18 protein-coding genes, 1 tRNA gene and 1 pseudogene are annotated in these 19,972 nt (G+C 62.1%); 5 read left to right on the forward strand and 15 right to left on the reverse strand.

All coding sequences use genetic code 11. From position 1 onward, the window contains the following. Positions 1–28: 28 nt before the first annotated feature. Positions 29–2,185, reverse strand: coding sequence for a TonB-dependent receptor (locus KHO49_RS08110; protein ID WP_213664869.1), 2,157 nt, complete (start codon positions 2,183–2,185; stop codon positions 29–31). Positions 2,186–2,413: 228 nt separating this feature from the next. On the opposite strand from KHO49_RS08110, the gene KHO49_RS08115 reads away from it, so the two are divergent. Continuing rightward, complete coding sequence (locus KHO49_RS08115) at positions 2,414–2,950, forward strand: GNAT family N-acetyltransferase (protein WP_102878701.1); 537 nt, start codon at positions 2,414–2,416, stop codon at positions 2,948–2,950. A 66-nt stretch (positions 2,951–3,016) separates the two neighbouring features. On the opposite strand, the gene KHO49_RS08120 is transcribed toward KHO49_RS08115, so the two are convergent. Beyond that, entirely contained in the window at positions 3,017–3,391 is a 375-nt protein-coding gene (locus KHO49_RS08120) for a hypothetical protein (protein WP_102878702.1), read from the reverse strand. Between the two features lie 225 nt (positions 3,392–3,616). After that, on the reverse strand, positions 3,617–3,904 hold the full coding sequence (locus tag KHO49_RS08125) for a hypothetical protein (protein ID WP_102878703.1): 288 nt from the start codon (positions 3,902–3,904) through the stop codon (positions 3,617–3,619). Between the two features lie 559 nt (positions 3,905–4,463). Between KHO49_RS08125 and KHO49_RS08130 the strand changes: the two genes are divergently transcribed. Next, positions 4,464–6,239, forward strand: a complete 1,776-nt coding sequence (locus KHO49_RS08130; RefSeq protein WP_102878704.1) for a putative bifunctional diguanylate cyclase/phosphodiesterase — start codon at positions 4,464–4,466, stop codon at positions 6,237–6,239. Between the two features lie 45 nt (positions 6,240–6,284). Here KHO49_RS08130 and KHO49_RS08135 read toward each other — a convergent pair. Further along, positions 6,285–6,822 (reverse strand): annotated as a pseudogene (locus tag KHO49_RS08135) (SAM-dependent methyltransferase). A gap of 261 nt (positions 6,823–7,083) precedes the next feature. On the opposite strand from KHO49_RS08135, the gene KHO49_RS08140 reads away from it, so the two are divergent. Beyond that, complete coding sequence (locus KHO49_RS08140) at positions 7,084–7,509, forward strand: SMI1/KNR4 family protein (RefSeq protein ID WP_258010234.1); 426 nt, start codon at positions 7,084–7,086, stop codon at positions 7,507–7,509. Between the two features lie 164 nt (positions 7,510–7,673). Here KHO49_RS08140 and KHO49_RS08145 read toward each other — a convergent pair. From KHO49_RS08145 to KHO49_RS08165, 5 genes are all read right to left on the reverse strand, one after another. Next, positions 7,674–7,747, reverse strand: a tRNA-Gly gene (locus KHO49_RS08145). A gap of 156 nt (positions 7,748–7,903) precedes the next feature. Further along, on the reverse strand, positions 7,904–8,788 hold the full coding sequence (locus KHO49_RS08150) for an alpha/beta fold hydrolase (RefSeq protein WP_102861581.1): 885 nt from the start codon (positions 8,786–8,788) through the stop codon (positions 7,904–7,906). Between the two features lie 325 nt (positions 8,789–9,113). Beyond that, a complete protein-coding gene (locus KHO49_RS08155) occupies positions 9,114–9,806 on the reverse strand; it encodes a 16S rRNA pseudouridine(516) synthase (RefSeq protein ID WP_102878706.1) in 693 nt (230 codons plus the stop codon). Between the two features lie 33 nt (positions 9,807–9,839). Continuing rightward, positions 9,840–10,058: a cysteine-rich CWC family protein gene (locus KHO49_RS08160; protein WP_110651892.1), complete on the reverse strand. Its 219-nt coding sequence runs from the start codon at positions 10,056–10,058 to the stop codon at positions 9,840–9,842. After that, on the reverse strand, positions 10,051–11,538 hold the full coding sequence (locus KHO49_RS08165) for a sensor domain-containing diguanylate cyclase (RefSeq protein ID WP_110595064.1): 1,488 nt from the start codon (positions 11,536–11,538) through the stop codon (positions 10,051–10,053). Before KHO49_RS08165 ends, KHO49_RS08160 begins: the two co-directional genes overlap by 8 nt. A gap of 302 nt (positions 11,539–11,840) precedes the next feature. Between KHO49_RS08165 and KHO49_RS08170 the strand changes: the two genes are divergently transcribed. After that, on the forward strand, positions 11,841–12,284 hold the full coding sequence (locus tag KHO49_RS08170; protein ID WP_102878709.1) for a hypothetical protein: 444 nt from the start codon (positions 11,841–11,843) through the stop codon (positions 12,282–12,284). A 49-nt stretch (positions 12,285–12,333) separates the two neighbouring features. On the opposite strand, the gene dspII is transcribed toward KHO49_RS08170, so the two are convergent. Then, a complete protein-coding gene (gene dspII / locus KHO49_RS08175; protein ID WP_213664870.1) occupies positions 12,334–13,446 on the reverse strand; it encodes an enoyl-CoA hydratase/isomerase DspII in 1,113 nt (370 codons plus the stop codon). A 133-nt stretch (positions 13,447–13,579) separates the two neighbouring features. Here dspII and ung point away from each other — a divergent pair, with 133 nt between their 5' ends. Then, positions 13,580–14,272, forward strand: a complete 693-nt coding sequence (ung, locus tag KHO49_RS08180; RefSeq protein WP_102861587.1) for a uracil-DNA glycosylase — start codon at positions 13,580–13,582, stop codon at positions 14,270–14,272. 156 nt (positions 14,273–14,428) lie between these two features. Here ung and KHO49_RS08185 read toward each other — a convergent pair whose 3' ends face one another. The 5 genes from KHO49_RS08185 to KHO49_RS08205 form a co-directional block, all read right to left on the reverse strand. Next, complete coding sequence (locus KHO49_RS08185; RefSeq protein ID WP_170004612.1) at positions 14,429–15,460, reverse strand: AbrB family transcriptional regulator; 1,032 nt, start codon at positions 15,458–15,460, stop codon at positions 14,429–14,431. Beyond that, positions 15,453–16,967, reverse strand: a complete 1,515-nt coding sequence (locus KHO49_RS08190; protein WP_213664871.1) for a tripartite tricarboxylate transporter permease — start codon at positions 16,965–16,967, stop codon at positions 15,453–15,455. The genes KHO49_RS08185 and KHO49_RS08190 overlap by 8 nt, the downstream gene beginning before the upstream one ends. A 1-nt stretch (position 16,968) precedes the next feature. Then, on the reverse strand, positions 16,969–17,427 hold the full coding sequence (locus KHO49_RS08195; RefSeq protein ID WP_213664872.1) for a tripartite tricarboxylate transporter TctB family protein: 459 nt from the start codon (positions 17,425–17,427) through the stop codon (positions 16,969–16,971). Between the two features lie 58 nt (positions 17,428–17,485). Next, positions 17,486–18,472: a Bug family tripartite tricarboxylate transporter substrate binding protein gene (locus KHO49_RS08200; protein ID WP_213664873.1), complete on the reverse strand. Its 987-nt coding sequence runs from the start codon at positions 18,470–18,472 to the stop codon at positions 17,486–17,488. A 108-nt stretch (positions 18,473–18,580) separates the two neighbouring features. After that, positions 18,581–19,873, reverse strand: a complete 1,293-nt coding sequence (locus KHO49_RS08205) for an OprD family porin (protein WP_110595068.1) — start codon at positions 19,871–19,873, stop codon at positions 18,581–18,583. Between the last annotated feature and the right edge of the window lie 99 nt (positions 19,874–19,972).

The following is a 19,972-nucleotide window of genomic DNA, read 5'->3' on the forward strand; positions in this document are numbered from 1 at the left end:
CGTAGGAGCTAGCTTGCCGGCGAAAGCATCAGAACCTGACGTTCGCCGCCAGCTCGGCAGAGCGCCCTGGCGCGACAGTGGCGAACATGCCGACGTGGGAGGCGTCGTAGTAGGTCTTGTCGGTGAGGTTGAGCACGTTGAACTGCAGGTCCAGGTTCTTGTTCACCCGATAGGCCAGCATGGCGTCGTAGCGCCAGTAGGCATCGAGGCTGCGGGTGTTTTCATCGTTGGTGTAGCGCTCGCCCACATAGTTGGCGCCGGCACCGACTTTCAGGCGGTCGGTGAGCATGTAGGTGCTCCACAGCGAGGCGCTGTTGGGGGCGATGAATTTCATCTGGTTGCCGTTGAAGTCGGTGTTCCTGCCTGAGGCGTACTTGACCGTCTTGGCATCCAGGTAGGTGTAGCCCGCCATCACCTCCCATTGATCGGTCAGGTGGCCGGTAGCCCCGACTTCAAAACCTTTCACTTCGACATCGCCATCCAGGGTCACTTCGTTGCTGATCGGGTCGTAGGTTCGGGCGTTGGTCTTCTCGGTCTTGAACACCGCTGCGGTCAGGGCCAGGCGTTCGTTGAGCAGGTCCCATTTGGTGCCCAGTTCGAGGCTGCGGCTCTTTTCCGGGTCCAGGTTGCTGAGCCGGCCGCCTGCTGCGCCATCGGCGCCGCCCGACTGCCCGGCGGTTTCGCCCGAAGGGTTGAACGAGGTGCCGTAGGACAGGTAGATGCTGCCGTAGGGCAGGGGCTTGAAGACGATACCGCTTTGGTAGGTCCACATATTGCTGCGGTTGCTCTGGCTGGGGTCCCTGACGTGATAGGCGTCATAGCGCACCCCCAGGTTCAGGTCCCATTGCTCGTGCAGGGCCAGGGTGTCCATCACATAGACGGCGCGGTTGTTGTGTTGGGTGACCGTGTGTTGGCCGTCGCCTCGTAGCACCGGGGCGAATGGGTCTTTGGGATTGGGGTGATTGAGGTGGCCCAGGTTGCTGCTCTTGGGGCTTGCATAACGATTCTTGACGTCGATCCGTTCGCGCGAGAACTCCAGGCCCGCGCTGTAGCTGTGGCCGATGGAGCCGGTGTCGAATGTGCCGAAGATGTCGGTCTGGTTGATCAGCGATTCGTTGACCACGTTGCGCCCGCGAGCCGCACGTTGCACGGTGTTCGCCTGTTCCTGCGCCGCCGTGGATATCGGCCGGCTCATGACGTAGTCCTGCATGCTGCGGCCCTGGCGGGTGGTGTTGCGCAGGGTCAGGTGGTCGTTGAAGTCATGTTCCAGTTGCAAGGTCGCAAGGTCTGCCGAGGTCTTGCGGAAGTCGCGCTGGGTGAAGCCATAGAAGTTGTCGCGGTCGACCTTGATCGGCTTGCCGGAGATTTCCGACACCGGGATGCCCTGGTCGGGCATGTCGTCGGTCTGCAGGTGGTAGTAGCTCAAGGTGGCGCGGGTGTCGGTGTTCAGGCCGAAGGTCACGCTCGGTGCCACGCCCCAGCGCGACACCTGCACATGATCGCGCCCGGGGGTATCGGCTTCATGCTTCATGGCGTTCAGGCGCAGGGCCATGTTCTGTTCGGGCAGGTACTGGTTGAGGTCGAGGGTGCTGCGCCGCTGATGATCGGTGCCCAGGGTCAGGCTGCCAGCGCTGAAGTCCTCCTGCTGCGGTACTTTGCTGATCAGGTTGATGGTGCCGCCGGTGGAGCCGCGTCCCGAGTAGGCCGAACCCGGGCCTTTGACGATTTCGATCTGCTCGTAGTTGAACACTTCATGGTTCATCCGGCCGACGTCGCGGATGCCGTCGATCATGATGTCGGTGCTGGCCTCGAAGCCGCGGATGAAGGGGCGATCCCCCAGCGGCGTTCCGCCTTCCCCGGCGCCGAAGGTGATGCCCGGGGTCGTGCGCAAGGCATCGGTCAGGGTCGACACGGCACGTTCCTGCATCAGGGTGTCGGTGATGATGGTCACCGACTTCGGCGTTTCCCGCAGGGGCGCGGTGAACTTCACCGAGTCCGAGGCCTCACGCTTGTAGCCGGGCTGATGCACCCCTTGCACATGGGTTGGGGCCAGGGTGACAGGTGTCGCCTCGGTGTGACGCTTGGCGTCTTCAGCAGCGGCTCCCAGGCTGGCTTCGCTGAGGGCCATCAGACCGAGAGAGGTGGACCACAACTTCCAGGGTTGTGGGCGGGCGGGACTGGACATTGAGATAGAGCCTCCGTTTTATTTGGAAGCGATTCTCATTAGATAATTATTATCATTCAATCAGATAGTTCTGAACAATGGTGTCGAAAAGTGTATGCGTGGCTGTATACGAAGTGAGGGGGCTTGATCGGGTTTGCTGTGCGGAGCGACATATTTTCTTGCGGCGGGCTGTTTTCTTTTTCCGCCAGCCGCTGTTTCATGGTCGACCATCAACCCAGGAGATCACGGATGAATCTGCACTTCGAAACCCCCAACTTGATATTGCGCCCACGCACGCTCGAACACTTCGAGGCCTGCTTGCGCATGGACCTGGACCCTGAAGTCACGCGCTTCACTCCGGGAATCTGGGACGGTGGGCAATGGCACCGGGATTTCTTGCAGTCGCGCATGACCCAGGACTTTGGTGAGCGATGCGGTTATTGGGCGATCTTCGCCAAGGAGGCCCCGGACGATTTACTGGGCTGGGTCTCGTTCATTCCTTTCGACGCCGTGGGCCCGGAACTGGAGATGGGCTGGCGTCTGGTGCGGCGGGCCTGGGGCCGGGGGGTGGCCTCTGAGGCCGCCAGGCGCATTGTCGAGCACGCCTTTGCCGACCCGGAGGTCGAGCGGATTGTCGCTGATGCTCACATCGACAATGGCGCCTCGTTGGCGGTGGCTCGCAAGCTGGGTTTTCGTTTCACTCACGACGGCGAATTCGAAGGCCTGCCAAGCCGGTTTTTCGAAATGACCCGTGAGGATTTTCATCAGCAGACAGCGACCGGTTGAAGGGCTGCTGGCTCTGGGGAGACGGGGCGCCGTTGCGTGGCGCCCCGCAATGAAGACCGTTGCCGGTCAAAGGTGACGGCTGACCCACCACAACACCAGGAAGGCGATGGCCGCGGCCAGGGCTGACAGCTGGAACAGATTGATCAGCCATTTCAGGCCCAGGGGGAAGTTCTTGTAGTCCCGTACATCCATGCCGCCATTGCGCAGAAAGAGGTGGGGCATGGCGAACATCCCGCCGATGCACACCAGCATGCACAGACGGCTGAGAGGGTCTTTGCCCAGCAGTGGCATGCGAATGGCGATGACCCGGCAGCGGGCCAGGTACTTGACCATGTCATCGATCTTGAAATAGCCCAGGTAGACCTGGATCACCAGGGACACCAGACCGGACATGACCACCAGAATCCAACCCGCGGTATAAATATCTTTGGCGTTGCACATATCTATTCAGTGACCTCCTCAAGCTTCACGACCAGGCGTTCAGCGTCGCACTCCTCCAATGAGCCCTGGCACGCAGGGCAGCCGACCACCATAGCACCCCTGGACCAAGGACGGGCGCAGGGCTCCCCTGGGGCAGGAGAGTTGTAGCGACCCTAGCCGGGGGCTGGCCCGGTTGCCATGAGACGAGTACCAAAGACCCGGGGTTGGCGTGCTGGAAGGGAGGGCTCAGAGCTTGGCGCAACGTTCCACGTCGGCCTGGGTGGTGACCTGGGTATCGATGCCCAAACGGTACTTGCAGTAGTCGATGATCATCTGCCGGTGCTCGGGAGTGAGCTTTTCCACGCGCCGGTAGTCGCCGTCATTGGCGTGGATATTGAAGAACTCCAGGCGCAGCGTCGGGGACTGCTTGATAAACCAGCGGGTGTGGGTCTCGGCTTCTTCCAGCTCGGTGTAGTAGCCGACGTTGAGCACCACCAGCAGGCCGAGGAATAGCAGGAATACGAGTTTTTTCATGGTACGGCTCCATCCATGGGCAGGGCGGCGCATGGTTCCGGCTTTGCTCATGCTTGGCAAGGGACTGTCATGAATTGTCACGCTTGCCGCCGGCAGGTTCAGCCAGCAGACAGTCGCAGGCTGTTAAAAGATTCGGACGCCCGGCAGGAGCAGGGTAGTGACAAGGGGGCAAGAAGGTCGGGACTCTGGAACTGGCCTGATGATGCAATAGCAAAGAAAGCGATCTGCGGATCGCTTTTTTTGTCTTCGCAAGGTACGCGCCTGCCGATCTGCCAGGGTTTGCAGAGAGGGGTTCGAGCAGGACGCAATGGCCGGCAAGGTCTCTTTGTCATGGGGCGCGAGCGCTCTGGAACGGTCTTTTCAAGGTCGCGATGTATTGTTCCGGGCAATACCGTTCGTCCGACGGATGGAATTGGCAAGCACTAGTCACTGCGTCATGCTGTCGATGGATGTCGTAATGCCACCATTTTGGGCTCAACCCGTTTCCAGGTGGTGTTTTCCCCCTGCGCTGCTGAGATAGGTTTTCTGATGAGTGTGTTGATCCTGCCTGAGGCGCGGTATGCCCGATAAGGCGTTGGTCGAGGAGCAGCGCCTGGCTGCTCTGTATGCCCTGGAACTGCTGGACACGGCCCGTTGTGAGCGTTTTGATCGTATTTGTCGCCTGGCGGCGCAGTACTTCAAGGTACCCACGGCCCTGATCACCCTGGTGGATCGGGATCGCCAGTGGTTCATGTCGCGGGTGGGTTTCGTCGCCGAGCAGACCCCCATCGATCAATCGTTCTGTGCCTACACCATCAAGTCCGGCGATGTGTTTGAAGTGGAAAACGCCCGCCGGGATGTGCGCTTTCATGCCAACCCCCTGGTCACCGAAGATCCATGCATCGGCTTTTATGCCGGCGCGCCGCTGATCACATCCACCGGCCACGCCATCGGCAGTTTGTGCGTCATCGATAAACAGCCCCAGCGCTTGAATGCCGTCGAGCGCCAGCAACTGCGGGACCTGGCGTGCCTGGTGATGGAGCAGATCGAGCACCGTCAGCGCCAGACCCGTCGCGATCCGGTCAGCAGCCTGCCCAATCGGGAGCAATTCCAGAGCGATCTGTACGACCTGGCGGAACAGCATCCTGGTGAAAAGCGCGTGCTGGTGCTGGTGGATGCGGTGGACATGACCGTGGCTCACGAGCTGACCCTGGCCATGGGCATGGCTCCGTTTGAAATCATCGTGCGCTTCCTGGCCCAGCAACTGCTCACCTACCTGGGGCGGCATGTCCGGGTGTATCACGTCTCGGTCAAGCGTTTTGGCTTTCTGCTACCGGCAGCGCCGGGCATCGAACGTTTTCTCGAAGGGCTGGTTCGGCGTTTGCGGCGCCAGCCGCCGGGCCTTGAGCTGCCGATGATTCCCGCGGTATGTGCAGGCACCGTGGAGTTCTCCACGGACCGCGACGCGGTGCCGGACGTGCTGCGCAAAGCCATGTTCGCCCTGGAGCTGGCGACCTTGAAGCGCAGCACCTGGGCGCCCTATGACGTGGTGCGGGACCAGGCCTATCGACGTGCCTTCAATCTGGCGTCGGACATCAGCGAAGCCCTCGACAGCGGACAGATCTACCTGATGTTCCAGCCGCGCTTCGCCCTGCCCGATGGTGCCCAGGTCAGCGCCGAGGCACTGATCCGCTGGGATCACCCTTGGCTGGGACCGATTTCCCCGGCGGAATTCATTCCGGTCATGGAGCGCAACGCCTTGATCCACCGGGTGACCCATTGGGTGATCAACGCGGTGCTGGACAGGCTGCACAGTTGGAGTTCCAGCGATGTACAGCGCCTGTCGATCAACCTGTCCCCCCAGGATTTCGAGGACCAGGACATTGCCGATGTACTCAGGGAGGCCTGCCAGCGTCACCGCATCGATCCCCGGCGCCTGGAGGTGGAGATCACTGAAGGTGCCTGGCTGCGCTCCAACCCCAAGGTGCTGGATCAGTTGAGCAAGATCCGCGGCCTGGGCATGGACGTGGCCATCGATGATTTCGGTACCGGCTACAGCAACTTCGCCTACCTGCATCAGATTCCCGCCAATGTGGTGAAGCTCGACAAATCCATGGTCACGGACCTTGAGAGCAGCGCCCAGCACCAGAAGATCACCCGTTCGGTCATTGCCCTGGCCAGGGAGCTGGGCTATCGCACCGTGGCCGAGGGCATCGAGAGTTTCAAATGCCTGCAGATGCTACGAGCCTTTGGCTGCGACGAAGCCCAGGGCTATTTCCTGGCCCGGCCCATGGCCCAGGAAAAATTCCTCGCTCACAGCGGGGCCCGGCGTTTTCCGTTGCAGCAGGGCGTCTAGCATGCAAGACAAGCCTGCCGAGGTGGCCGCGCAACGGCGGCCGCCTCAGCGCTGGGCGGCCACCAGCAACATCATCGGTCGCTCGCGCTCTTCTTCCAGAGCCGGTTGCTCCAGCACTTGCTGGGCGCTCGGTCCCCACTCCTCGACATGGCGAATGCTGAACCCTGTGTCGATCAGGGTGTTGAGCAGAGTGCCCAGGGTCCGGTGCTGCTTGATCACGCCCTCCGCCAGCCAATGGGTCACCCGTTCGCCTTCTTGCTGGTAGCTGTCCAGCGGCCAGGATTTGCGGCCCTGGTCATCCACCTGCCAACCCGGGTTGCGCGGGGCCATGAAGATCGGGTGCTCGATGGAGAACACCAGGCGTGCCCCGGGTACCAGGGCGGCATGGACCTGGGTGAACAGCCCGCGCAAGTCCTTACCAGCCATAACCGCAGCCCAGGTCCAGCACCTTGAGACCGTTCATGGTGGGCAGCAGAGCTTGCAGGGCTGGCCATTCCGGTGCCGCATCGAGGCCGCCGAGGGAGCGGCCCATCTGGCTGTAGCCCTGGAAAAAGGTCGGATCGTCGTAAATATTCTGGGTCATGCAGCGTTTCCTTGAGGGTCGTGTGCAGCCGTGATGTCGGGCGGATGATGCAAAAGACGTGGCTGAGGTTTTTCCTCTGACCCGGTCACGGCGATTTTCACTCAGTGTGGGTTATGCATTATCGTGCGCCACGCCTCAAACGATCAGCGTCGTCATCGACACCAAGCCAACCGATAGCGGTGGGTGATCGTCTGTAAGGGCCAACCGAATCCCCCGAACCTGGGTCTGTACCCTAAGCGAGGCACCTTGGGCAAAGCGCGAGTGATAGGCACGACAATAGAGGCCATTCATGCTGCCGAGACGGCATTAGGGCGAACCTTGCCCAGGTCATTCGTGGACTGGCTGCTGGAGCACAACGGCAAGGCGCTGGGGGGGCTGGAAGTGTTTCCTGTCTTTGATGCGCGTGATCCCCGCAAGACCTGGGAGTCGATAGTCCGCCATTTCGAGCAAGGCTGGCGGGCTTGGCAAGACACTTTCTCCGGCATCGAGCTCGACTGCTCCAGCCTGTTGCCGTTCGCTCAATTTGGGACGGGCGACTATTACTGCTTCGATTACGCGGTGTTGGGCGACGCCGGTGAGCCGGTCGTGGTGCTGTGGTCCCATGAGACGGGCCGAACCTGCGTCGTTGCGGATGGCTATGCCGCTTTTTTGGCCAATCCCGATCAGTTGTGCCACGCACCCGGCTGATGGGCCGTTGGCACAGGTCGATGCTGAAACAGCGGCGCTCCAATGATCTGCACGAGGCTTGGGCTTGGTTCGCTAGGTTTGCTGCTGGGAGGAGAAGAGATCGTTTGAATCAACGACTTGAGAAGCTTCTACAGATATCTGCGGGAGCCCGCAGATTGGGGAAGTGGAGCGGGTGAAGGGAATCGAACCCTCGTTATCAGCTTGGGAAGCTGGAGTAATGCCATTATACGACACCCGCTCGAACGGCTGACTTTGTACCAGAAGTGGCCGGGGATTTGAAGTTTTTCTTTATCTGACTTGTGCTTGCGTGTCGGTTGAGGTCGCCACAGGTGCCCCACCCGCCAGGAAAAACAGGGTTTTTCAAGGCGGGGTGACGGCCTGTGGCGACGGGGTTTCAGATGGCCCGTGCATGCTGATCATGAACATAGTGTGGACGCGAGCGGTTGTCGTACTGGGCTGGCTTGAGGAAGCCCAGGAGTGCCTGGCGACTGTCGCGGCAGGCGGCCTTGTGTTCCATGTCGAGAAAATGCCCGGTGGCCTGGATGGTGCTGAAGCTTGCGTGCTGTACATGGTCGGCGAACAGCTTGGCGTCGTTGGCTGAGGTGTACTCGTCCCACTCACCGTTGAGAAACAGCACCGGCACCTGGATGTTCTTCGCCGCTCGCAAGTAGCACTGGCGATCACCGTTGAGCACATGGCTGATGTGGAAGTGCATCTGCCCGTACTCATGCTCCGCCAGGCTGCTGACATGGCGATAGTTGAAGCGCTTGAACAGCGATGGCAGGTGTTTGCCGATGGTGTCGTTGACCAGGTGGCCGACGCGATGGCGGTCGAGGCTGCCGAGGTAGTCGACACCGCGCTCCAGGTAGTCGCGCATGGGTTCGTTGAGCACCGGAGAGAACGAGCTGATCACCGCCTTCTCGATGCGTCGAGGACGTTGGGACAAGGCCTGCAAAGCCGCGGCGCCGCCCCACGAGAACGACAGCACATGCTCGGCGGCGAAGTGCTCGATCAACTCCAGCAGGATCTGCCCTTCCACTTCCTTGGTGAGCATCCGTTCGTGCTTGTTGTGGGCCTTGGACCGGCCCGCGTAGGGCTGGTCGTAGAGCACCACGTTGAACTGCGGGTACAGATTCTTCACGGTCTGGGCAAAGGACGCAGTGGTGGCCATCGAGCCGTTGACCAGAATGATGGTCTTGTCTGCGGCATCTGCGCGATAGAACTCCGTGTAAACCCGATACTGACCCTGTATATCCAGCACAGCGATTTCTGGCCTCATGTCATAAGACTCCTGGCAAGCGGGTATGCGCGCAACGTTGAGTGTGCACGGGCAATGTGACAGGTAGGCATACGCCTGGAATCGGAGCCCATGTCGATCCGGTAATGCAGGTCGACGGGTATTGTTATAGGCGGGCGATTTACCGGGTTGAATGCAGAGCAGGCAGGGCTCAGGCCGGCAAAAGGTTTCTTAGATGTCTGTTGGTGACTCATCGGTCACATTTCGGCCGACGGACTGATTCAAGCAGGGCAACCGGGAACCTGCAAGTGCGTTGGACAAATTGTTCGACAGCTTCTGCCCAGCGGTCATTCAGTGGGACGCGGCGTCAGATCAGGCGGATTTCGTCTGCACTGAGGGGGCGGTATTGGCCTGGGGCAAGGCATTCATCCAGTTCCAGTGGTCCCATGCGTTCGCGGTGCAGGCGCACCACCTTGTTGTTGAAGTGGCCGAACATCCGTTTGACCTGGTGATAGCGCCCCTCGACGATGCTCAGCCTGGCGCTATGGGGGCCGAGGATCTGCAATTGCGCAGGCAGGGTGGTGAGGTCCTCGAAGGCGAAATACAGACCCTGGGCGAAGGTCTCGATGTACTCGGGGCCAATCTCCTGCTCGGTTTCCACGTAGTAGAGCTTGGGCAGCTTGGTCTGCGGCTGGGTCAAGCGTCGCGACCAGCTGCCGTCGTTGGTGATCAGCATCAGCCCGGTGGTGTTGTAATCCAGGCGCCCGGCGATGTGCAGGTCCTGGGGATCCGGCTCGTGGATCAGTTCCAGCACGGTCCTGTGCTCCGGGTCGCGGGTGGCGCTGACACAGCCCATGGGCTTGTGCAGCATGAAATAACGCGCCGGCTTGCCGACCTGGAGCACTTCCTCATCCAGTTCCACGCGACTGAACTCACGGACCTCGGCCTTGGGGTCGCTTACCGGCTGCCCGTCGATGCGGATGCGGCGTTGCACCAGCAGCAGGCGCACCTGCTGACGGTTGAAGCGGGGCAGGTTGCTGAGGAAACGGTCAATGCGCATGGTGATCGGCGGTTGGGGGCAAGGTGAGGAGGTTCAGGAGCGCGGCAGGGCGCCGGCGCGCAACTGCGCTTCGACCCCGGCACAACGGGGACACAGGCAGGAGCGGTCGCGCAGCTCTGGCGGCAAGGCTTCGATGATTGCCGGGTCGATGCTCACGCTGTAGCACCAGCAGGCATGGTCCGCAGTACGCGGGTCGGCCAGGGTGCAGTCGTTGCGGGCACCGCAGGCCGGGCAAAGGTCAGGTTCATTCATGGCTGGAGTGGGGCATTTCCACACAGGTTCGATTGCGTCCGCTCTGCTTGGCGCGGTACATCGCATGGTCGGCACGGGACAGCAGGCTGTGCAGGGTGTCTGCCGATTGCAGAGCGGTCAAGCCGATACTGACGGTCAGTTGCAGAGGCTGCCCTTCATAGTAGTAGCGCTGTTGTTCGGTCTGCTGGCGGATCTTCTCGGCAATGACCAGGGCGGCGCTGCTCTGGGTGTCCTTGAGCAGGACAATGAACTCCTCGCCGCCCCAGCGGCAGACGATGTCGGACTGGCGTAGGCAGTCCTGCAGGTCACGGGCAAAACCGCTGAGCACCAGGTCCCCGGCCAGATGGCCGTAGGTGTCGTTGAGGCGCTTGAAGTGATCCAGGTCCAGCAGCAGGGCGCACAGTGGCGTCATGTCCCGCCGCGCTTCCTGCAGAGCCTGGGCTGCCAGCAGATCGAAGCCGCGACGATTGGGCAGGCGGGTGAGGCTGTCGAGGGTGGCCTGGGCCTCGATCTTGCGCCGGTAGCGACGCACCACGCCGCTGAGCAGGATCAGCACGATGCTGGTGACCACCAGGCAGATCAGCAGGTTCAGGTACAGCGACTGACGGATGCTGTTGAGGGCGCCGTCTTCGCGCTTGTCGACGAACAGGTACCAGTTCAGTTCGGGAATGAAACGCACATTGAGAAAGTGCCCCTGGCCCTGGGTCGAGTATTCGTAGCTGCCGCTGTGGGGCTTGGGCAGTTGGGTCATCAGTTCCTTGAGGCTGTCCAGGTCATGCAGGGACTGGCCGCTGCGGGCGCCCTGGGGCCCACCGTCGGCGCCGGTGAGGACGATGCGGCCGAAGGTGTCGACGAAGTACACACTGCGCTGGTAGCGCTGCTGGTACTTGTCGATCAGCTTGATCACCGCGTCCACCGTCAAGCCCACTCCGGCCGCACCGATGAAGCGCTCCTGATAGTCGTAGACCTTGTAGTTGATGAAGAAGGTCAGCTTGTCCTGGTTGGCCAGGTCCGGGTCGACGTTGATTTCATAGGGCGTGGCCATGTCGCGTACGCGAAAGTACCAGGCGTCCCGGGGCTCATCGACCTTGACCTGCTTCAGCACGCCCTTGGCCTGGTAGTAGGTGAGGCTGGTGTTGGAGACGAAGAACGCGGTGTAGGCGCCATAGTGGGTCATGACCTCGTTGAGGTAACGGGTCATCTGGGTAGGGTCGCGTTCGCCGGCCACCACCCAGTCACGCATGAAGGTGTCGCGGGCCATCATCGAGGAGATCAGGACCGGCCGTACCAGGTCCTTCTGGATTTCCGAGTACACGGTGTCGGAGGTCAGGGGCAGCTCGGTGTTGACGATGTTGTCGCGGATCGAGTCCCGGGAGGCGTAGTAGCTGAGCAGGGAAGTGGCGAGGAAGCCGCTGCCCAGCAAGGTGATCAGGACCAGTACCAGCGAACGTTGCGAATACAAGGGAGAACGAAGCGGCATGGCAATTCCGTGATAGTGGCCCGATGACGCATTCTAGTGGCACGGCGCGGAAATAACTCGTTCATCAGCGCACTGAGTTGTCTCGGAATCGACACGCGGCATGGTGTTTTTCCGGCGTCGGAAATGCGGCCCTGAGTCGTCCTGACAGGGCGGTTACCGGCGGTCGAAGGACTTGTATCAACGTGTTGCCAAAATCGCACCAGAAGGGGTTTTCGCGGTCAGATATTTCGTCAGTCGGCCTGTTGTCGACTGCCGCCTGCCAGCGTCGCTGGTGTGGCTTCTTCGCGGTCCAGGAGGCCGCCATGTATCGTCGACTTCTGCTTGTTGCATTACTGGGTTTGAGTCTTAGCGCGTGCGTCCCTTATTACGGTGGAGGTTCAAGCTATTACAGCTCCGAAGTCTACAGTTCTCCCACGCCTGCCTATTACTACGGTGGTGGTTCTTCCTATTACTCCACTGGCCGTAGTTACTACGCACCGCGTTACTACCAGCCGGCACCCCGTTATTACCAGTCGGCTCCGCGTTACTACCAACCGGCTCCGCGCTACTACCAGCCACCCCGGGCGGTGTACCGGCCGTATCCGAACCAGGGCTGGGGCGGGCACGATCGCCACAGCAACTGGGGCAACAACAATTGGGGCAACAATGGTGGCCATCGGGAATGGGGCGGTCACGGCGGACGTGGTGATCGTGGCCGAGGCGATCGTGACCGGGGCGACCATGGGCGAGGCGGTCGCGGCCATTGATCCCGAGTGGGCCAAAAGCCTGTAGCCGCTGTCGGCGGCTGCAGGCTTTTTAGTAATCCGTCAGGTCCGCCAGGGGATGACGGCCTTCCCAGGCCTTGTGGAAATGCGCTTGCACCACCGCCTCGGGCACGCTGTTGATATCCGACCAATGCCAATGGGGCTGATGATCCTTGTCGATCAGGCGGGCGCGCACCCCTTCGGCGAATTCCGGGTGCCGGCAGCAGTTCAGGCTCAGGGTGTATTCCATCTGGAATACCTCGGCCAGGGACAGGTAGCGAGCACGGTGGATCTGCTCCCATACCAGGTGCGCGGTCAGCGGGCAGCCCTCGACCAGCGTCTTGGCCGCTCGGCTGTAGAGGGCATCGCTGTGGTTCTGCAACTGGCTGATGGCACGCCAGGCACAGGCCACGTCACTGACGTCCAGCCAGGCGTCGATCTGCTGCCGACGCGGCAGCCATTGGGCTTCGGGCAGTTGAGCCGAGGCTTCCTGCTGCAAGGCCTTGAGCAAGCTGTTGAGTTGCCTTGGCGTCTGTTCCTGCCAGTTCAACTGCAACAGCCCCTCGATCAGTGCTTCCTGTTGTTCGTCCAGCAGGAAGCGGTCGGCGAGGTTCAGGTCCAGGGCATCGCGGCCATTCATGTGGGCGCCGGTCAACCCCAGGAACAAGCCGAGCTTGCCGGGCATGCGCGAGAGGAACCAGCTGGCGCCGACGTCGGGATACAGGCCGATGCTGATTTCCGGCATTGCCAGGCGACTGCTGGGGGTGACGATACGAATCCCGGCACCTTGCAGCAGGCCCATGCCACCGCCCAGCACATAACCGTGGCCCCAGCAGATCAAGGGTTTGGGATAGGTGTGCAAGCGATAGTCGAGACGGTATTCCGCGGCAAAGAAATGCCCGGCCAAGGTCGGTACTTCGCCGGGGTGATCGAGGCAAGCCTGGGCCAGGCTGCGTACCTCGCCGCCGGCACAGAAGGCCTTGGCGCCGTTACCCCGCAGCAGCACACAGACCACTTGCGCGTCCTTGGCCCAAGCATCGAGACGCTCGCTCAACTGCTGGATCATGGGCAGCGACAGGGCATTCAGGGATTTTTCCGCGTCCAGGGTGGCAATGGCGATGCGTGCGCCATCGGTGCCGGTGAGTTCTTCGACGTGCAGGTTCATCGTGACCTCGAGGGGAAATAGAAGCGCTCAGTATGATCGCTGGTAGGGAAAGTGCAGGTTCCGTGTCAGATCAATTGACAAGCGAAGTCGGCTTTCCTAGGGTGCGGCCATTGTTTTTTTCACGGGCATGGCCATGACTGCTGACGATCGTATCAAACTCGAACCGAGCTGGAAGGAGGCGCTGCGTGCCGAATTCGAGCAGCCCTACATGAGCGAACTTCGCGAATTCCTGCGCCAGGAACATGCCGCCGGCAAGGAAATCTATCCGCCGGGTCCGATGATCTTCAATGCCTTGAACTCAACCCCGCTGGACAAGGTCAAGGTGGTGATCCTCGGCCAGGACCCGTACCACGGACCGGGCCAGGCCCATGGCTTGTGCTTCTCGGTACAGCCCGGGGTGCCAGCGCCGCCCTCGCTGGTGAACATCTATAAAGAGCTCAAGCGTGACCTCAACATCGACATTCCCAACCACGGCTACCTGCAAAGCTGGGCCGACCAGGGCGTGCTGATGCTCAACACCACCATGACCGTGGAGCGGGCCAACGCGGCATCCCATGCAGGCAAGGGCTGGCAGTTCTTTACCGATCGGATCATCGAAGTGGTCAGCGAGCACCAGCCGCACCTGGTGTTCCTGTTGTGGGGTGCCCACGCCCAGAGCAAGCAGAAACTGATCGACGCCACCAAGCATCTGGTACTGACCTCGGTGCATCCTTCACCGCTGTCGGCCTACCGCGGCTTCCTCGGTTGCGGGCATTTCAGCCGCACCAACAAATACCTTGAGCAGAATGGCGAGACGCCCATCGAGTGGCGCCTGCCGCCGTTGTAACTATTGCTCGATGGGGGCTGCTTGGTGGCAAAACCACCTGCGACTTGAACCAAGGCATATCTGTAGCCGCTGCCGCAGGCTGCGAACGGCCCGTAGGGCCGCGGCGGTGGTTCGGCCACTGAAGGCTGTGGACCTTGTCGCCCCCCGCGGCAGCGGCTACAGGGGGCCTTTGTTCCAGTGGCGGAACAGGGGCTCGGCGAGAAACAGCACGAACAACAACCTCATCACCTGCATCGCGGTCACCAGTGGCACCGACAGTTGCAGGGTCTCGGCCGTCAGGCTCATTTCCGCGATACCGCCGGGCATCATGCCCAATGTCAGCGAACGTAGATCCAAGTGGGTCAACACACTCAGGCCCAGGGCCGCAAGGCCGGCGATCAGCATGCTCAGGGCGGTGCCGATCAAGGTCCGCCCCATGAACGAGGGCGCTCGGCGGAAGAACTGCCGATTGAAGTGACAGCCCAGGCCGCTGCCGATCAGCCATTGGCCCACCTGACTGCCGCCCTCGGGCAGGCCGATGTGCAGGTCCCAGGCGATGCTCACCGTAGCGCTGAGCAGCAAGGGGCCGAACAGCCAGGGGTTGGGTTGGTGCAGACGCTGCCAGACCCAGGCCAGCAGCGCGCCCGCGGGAAACAGCAGGGCCAGCCACTGCCAGTCCACGCTGGTGGCATGCAGGGCGGGGGTGCCTTCCCCCAGCAGATATTTGAAGGCCGCCGGAACACAGAGCACCACGGCCAGCACCCGCAGGCTCTGCCCAGCCGCCACGCGGCTGAGCACCGCGCCATTGCGCGCGCCGAGATTGACCATCTCCCCGGAGCCGCCGGGCATGCTGGAGAAAAACGCGGTGGCCCGGTCTTCTCCGGTGCGCCGCAGCAACCACACCCCGACCACGCTGGACAGGCTGGTCACCAGGGCGCCGAAGAAGATCAGTCCAAAGTGACTCATGACCTGTTCCATCACCTGCGGCGTGAAGTGCAGGCCAATGCCGATGCCGACCACCCATTGCCCGCATTTGCGGCCGCCGGGGATTTCCGCCAATTGCCAGGGCGTCAGGCAGCGCACCAGGATGATCGCCAGCAACGAGCCGACCATCCAGGGCAATGGCCAGCCGATCTGGCTGGCGAGATAACCGCCAGCCAGGCCCACCAGGGGCGTGCCCCACCATTGTCTGAAGCGGGCTTCAGACATCGGCCACGGCACGTTGCTGGGCCGAGCGCTTGCGCCAGATGCGCAGCAGCGGCATGAACAGCATGATGAGGGTCAACACCCAGACCCCGACCGTGATCGGGCTCGACCAGAGGATCTCCATCGCGCCATTGGAGATCGACAGCGCCCGGCGCAGGTTCTGCTCCATCAAGCCGCCGAGGATGAAGCCCAGCAGCACCGGCGACAACGGGAAGTCCAGCTTGCGCAGGATGTAGCCGAAGATGCCGATGCCCACCATCAGGAACAGGTCGAAGGTGGTGGCGTGCACTGCGTAGACGCCAATCCCGGTAATGATCGCGATCACCGGCACCAGGGCCCAGTTCGGCACGGCGAGGATGCGGGTGAAGAGGCGGATCATCGGGATGTTGAGGATCACCAGCATGATGTTGGCGACGAACAGCGAGGCGATCAGGCCCCAGACAATGTCCGGCTGCTGCTGAAACAGCAGTGGGCCGGGCGTGATGTTGTACAGCGACAGGGCGCCGATCATCACCGCCGTGGTGCCAGAGCCGGGAACGCCGAGGGTCAGCATCGGCACCAGGGCGCCGCAGGCCGAGGCGCCGATGGCGGTTTCCGGGGCGGCCAGGCCGCGCTTGTCGCCTTCGCCGAAGGTGCCGCTGGCGCCGGCGATGCGTTTCTCGGTCATGTAGGCCACGGCGCTGGCCAGGGTCGCGCCGGCACCGGGCAGTACGCCCATGATGAAGCCCAGCAGGCCGCAGCGGATGTTCACCACGAACACCGAGGCCGCTTCCTTGAAGTTGAACATCATGCGTCCGGTGGCTTTCACCGCTTCCTGGCCGCGATGGGTCTTCTCTAGCAGCAACAGAATCTCGCTGATGGAGAACAGGCCCAGCACCAGCACCACGAACTGGATGCCGTCGGTGAGGTGAATGTTGTCCCCGGTGAAGCGGTACACACCGCTGTTGGCGTCAATGCCCACCGCCGACAGGAACAGGCCGATCAGCGCCGCAATGAAGGTCTTTAGCGGCCGATCGCCGGCCATGCCGCCCAGGCAGACGATGGCGAACACCATCAGTACGAAGTATTCCGCCGGGCCGAAGGCGATCGCCCATTTGGCCAGCAGCGGGGCGAACAGCACCATGCCGCAGGTGGCGATGAAGGCGCCGATGAACGAGCTCCAGGCCGAGAGTGACAGGGCCACGCCCGCCAGGCCTTTGCGGGCCATGGGGTAACCGTCCAGGGTGGTCATCACGGTGGAGGCTTCGCCCGGAATGTTCAGCAGGATCGAACTGATGCGGCCGCCGTATTCGCAACCCAGGTACACCGCCGCCAACAGGATCAGCGCCGATTCCGGCGGCAGGCCCAGGGCGAAGGCAATGGGGATCAACAGGGCCACGCCATTGATCGGGCCCAGGCCCGGGAGCAGGCCGACCACGGTGCCGATCAGGGTGCCGGACAGGGCGGTGACCAGGTTGTAAGGGGTCAGCGCAACGCCGAAGCCCTGGCCCAGATAACTGAGGGTATCCATATCAATTCTCCAGAACGTCGAGCAGGCCGAGGGGCAGTGGTACGTCCATGACCCGGTCGAACAACCAGTAGAGGCCGACACTGAGCAGGCTGATGATCACCAGGCTAGGCAGCCAGCGGCCGCCGTAGAGCCGTGCCATGGGTACGCCGATGAGGATGCTGGCGACGATGAAGCCCAGGGGTTCGAAGGTTCCGGCGAACACCAGCAGCAAGGTCACGCAGATCGTGATCTTGGTCAGGGTTTGCCGGTCCAGGGGCGGTTCATCTTCGCTGTGCTTGATGGGTGTCGGGCGAAACAGCATGTACAGCAGGGCCAGCCCCATCAGACCGAGCATCAGCAAAGGGAAGGCCCGCGGGCCCACGGGTTCATAGGAAAAGGCCGCCTGATACGGCCAGGCCATCAGTGTCAGGCCGGCACAGGCCAGCAGCAACACCGCAGCGAAGAGACGTTGAACGAGCATGGCTAACTCCTGGGCGCGGCCCTCGATGCGCGAGGGTCGCGCCTTCAGCAAGGGACGGTCACTGGATCAGGCCGAACTCTTTGGCCAGGGTCTTGTAGTCGGCCACCTGTTTCTTCACATAGGTGTCCAACTCGGGGCCGGTCAGGGCGAAGGGGAACAGCTCGCGCTGGTCACGCAGCTTGGCGAACTCTTCGGAGACCAGGAGCTGGTCGAAGGCGTTTTTCCACCAGGCGTATTCCTCGTCGGTGACTTTCGGCCCGAGGTAGAAACCGCGTACCACCGGCCAGACGATGTCGTAGCCCTGCTCCTTGGCGGTGGGGATGTCTTTCATTTCCGGCTCGTCCAGACGCTGTTCGGAGAACACCGCCAGCAGGCGCATGTCGCCGGCCTGGATATGGGGCATGGAGTCGGAGATGTCGGTGCTGCCCACCTGGATGTGTCCGCCCAGCAGGGCGGTGGCGATTTCACCACCGCCTTCCAGGGCGACGTAGCGCAGGTCCCGGGGGTTGATCCCGGCGGCCTTGGCGATCAGCGCGGTCTGCATCCAGTCCTGGCTGCCCACGGTGCCGCCGGAACCTATCACCACTTTGCTTGGATCTTTCTTAAGAGCCTGGACCAGATCGTCGAGGGTCTTGTAGGGCGAGTCGCTTTTCACCGCGATAGCGCCGTAGCTGGTGCCGACCGCTGCCAGCCAGCGCACCGCGCTTTCATCGAAACGGCCGAACTTGCCCTGGGCCAGGTTCAGCAGCGAGCCGCTGGACCAGGCCACCAGGGTTCCGGCGTCGGCGGGACGCTGGGCCACCACGGCGTTGTAGGCCACGGCACCGACACCGCCAGGCATGTAGGTGACGCGCATCGGCTTGGTGAGGAGTTTTTCGTTGACCAGGGCGCTTTGCACCAGCTTGCAGGTCAGGTCGAAACCGCCGCCGGGGGAGGCCGGGGCGATGCATTCCGGGCGCTTGGGCTCGGCGGTCGCGGCCAGCAGTTGGCCGGCGAACAGCATGCAGCCGGCGGCGAGGGCTAGTTTGCGCAGTGAAAGGTCCATGAACGTCTCCACAGGAGTTGTTGTTATCGGTATGTCCGGGTCATCCCCGACCCTTTTTCCGCAGGAGCCGGCTTGCCGGCGCCTACGATGCAGCGAGATACGGGTGGCTTACCACAGGGCCACGCTGTAGCTCACCAGCAGGCGTACTTCATCGGCATCGCGTGCCGAATAGTTGGAACGGTAGGTGGCGTTGCGCAGGCGCACGGCGACGTCCTTGAAGGTGCCGCTTTGCACCACGTATTTGACCTCGGTGTTGCGTTCCCACTCTTTGCCGGTGTCGCCGTTTTTCAGGGCGACGTTGTCGCCGCTGAGGTAGCGGGTCATGAAGCTCAGGCCGGGAATCCCCAGCTTGGCGAAGTCGTAGTCATAGCGGGCCTGCCAGGAGCGTTCCTCGGCCCCGGCGAAGTCGTTGATCTGCACGAAGTTCACCAGGTACGGGTCGCTGCCATCGACATAGGGGAAGGCGCTGTCGCCGGACATGTGCTGGTAGCCGGCGCTGAGTTTATGTCCGTTCAGGGCATAGCTCACCAGGCCGTTGAGGGATTTGTTGTCGATCTTGCCGCCCCGGGCCTGGCCCTGGTCGTCGCTGATGGCCAGGCGCAGGTCGGTGCCGAAGGTGCCCGGTCCCATGGGCTGGGACGCTACCAGGCCGAGGAAGTGCTGGTTGTAGACATCGTCCAGTTGGGCGAAGTGGTAGCTGCCGGTGATCTTGTCGGTGAACTTGTAGTCCAGGCCGCCGAAATTGAAGTGCTTGCCGGCCACGGTGCCGGCGAAGCGGCTGTTCTTGTTGTTGAGGCGGATGTCCTCGTAGTTGCTGTCGTCGCGGTCCTTGGCCTTGTCCAGGCGCCCGCCGGTGAAGGTCAGGTTCTTGATTTCCTTGGAGGTCAGCAGGCCGCCTTCGAAGGTCTGCGGCAGGATGCGCCCGTCGTTGGGCTTGAGGATCGGCAGTTCGGGGATCAGGCTGCCGATTTTCAGTTCGGTGGCGGAGATCTTCACTTTGCCGGTCAGGCCGAGCTTGGAGTACTGGTCGGCGGCGCGTCCGTCATCGTGGGTCGGCAGCAGGCCGGTGCCGGTGCGGTCGGGGCTGGAGTCGAGCTTGACCCCGAGCATGCCCAGGGCGTCCAGGCCGAAACCCACGGTGCCTTCGGTGTAGCCCGACTGCAGGTTGAGCATGAAACCCTGGGCCCATTCATCGCGCTTGGATTGCTGGGCGCTGGTGCCGTCGCGAAAGTCGCGATTGAAATACATGTTGCGGGTTTCGAAGGTGGCGCTGCTGTCTTCGAAGAAGGCGGCCTGGCTTAAGGGCGCGACACCGGCGAGGGCCGCGGCGCTGGCCAGGGCAGTCGGGGTCAGACGGGAAAAAAATACAGGTGTGACGGCGTGAGGGCGCGTGGACGGCATCCAGGGGTACTCCGTTATTGTTCTTATTTTGACGAAAACGCTTCGAGGCGTTTTGCGTATCAGCGGCCATCGGGGCCAGGGCAGTCGAGACTGTCCGTA

It is taken from the genome of Pseudomonas sp. RC4D1 (assembly GCF_018390395.1).
Classification (GTDB): domain Bacteria; phylum Pseudomonadota; class Gammaproteobacteria; order Pseudomonadales; family Pseudomonadaceae; genus Aquipseudomonas; species Aquipseudomonas danubii.

Coding starts and splice junctions, on each gene's coding strand:
- KHO49_RS08115 (WP_102878701.1), top strand. CDS start 2,414: ATGAATCTGCACTTCGAAACCCCCAACTTGATATTGCGCCCACGCACG.
- KHO49_RS08160 (WP_110651892.1), bottom strand. CDS start 10,058: ATGAATGAACCTGACCTTTGCCCGGCCTGCGGTGCCCGCAACGACTGC.
- KHO49_RS08155 (WP_102878706.1), bottom strand. CDS start 9,806: ATGCGCATTGACCGTTTCCTCAGCAACCTGCCCCGCTTCAACCGTCAG.
- KHO49_RS08130 (WP_102878704.1), top strand. CDS start 4,464: ATGCCCGATAAGGCGTTGGTCGAGGAGCAGCGCCTGGCTGCTCTGTAT.
- KHO49_RS08120 (WP_102878702.1), bottom strand. CDS start 3,391: ATGTGCAACGCCAAAGATATTTATACCGCGGGTTGGATTCTGGTGGTC.
- KHO49_RS08165 (WP_110595064.1), bottom strand. CDS start 11,538: ATGCCGCTTCGTTCTCCCTTGTATTCGCAACGTTCGCTGGTACTGGTC.
- dspII (WP_213664870.1), bottom strand. CDS start 13,446: ATGAACCTGCACGTCGAAGAACTCACCGGCACCGATGGCGCACGCATC.
- KHO49_RS08205 (WP_110595068.1), bottom strand. CDS start 19,873: ATGCCGTCCACGCGCCCTCACGCCGTCACACCTGTATTTTTTTCCCGT.
- KHO49_RS08110 (WP_213664869.1), bottom strand. CDS start 2,185: ATGTCCAGTCCCGCCCGCCCACAACCCTGGAAGTTGTGGTCCACCTCT.
- KHO49_RS08125 (WP_102878703.1), bottom strand. CDS start 3,904: ATGAAAAAACTCGTATTCCTGCTATTCCTCGGCCTGCTGGTGGTGCTC.
- KHO49_RS08195 (WP_213664872.1), bottom strand. CDS start 17,427: ATGCTCGTTCAACGTCTCTTCGCTGCGGTGTTGCTGCTGGCCTGTGCC.
- KHO49_RS08150 (WP_102861581.1), bottom strand. CDS start 8,788: ATGAGGCCAGAAATCGCTGTGCTGGATATACAGGGTCAGTATCGGGTT.
- KHO49_RS08170 (WP_102878709.1), top strand. CDS start 11,841: ATGTATCGTCGACTTCTGCTTGTTGCATTACTGGGTTTGAGTCTTAGC.
- KHO49_RS08190 (WP_213664871.1), bottom strand. CDS start 16,967: ATGGATACCCTCAGTTATCTGGGCCAGGGCTTCGGCGTTGCGCTGACC.
- KHO49_RS08185 (WP_170004612.1), bottom strand. CDS start 15,460: ATGTCTGAAGCCCGCTTCAGACAATGGTGGGGCACGCCCCTGGTGGGC.
- ung (WP_102861587.1), top strand. CDS start 13,580: ATGACTGCTGACGATCGTATCAAACTCGAACCGAGCTGGAAGGAGGCG.
- KHO49_RS08200 (WP_213664873.1), bottom strand. CDS start 18,472: ATGGACCTTTCACTGCGCAAACTAGCCCTCGCCGCCGGCTGCATGCTG.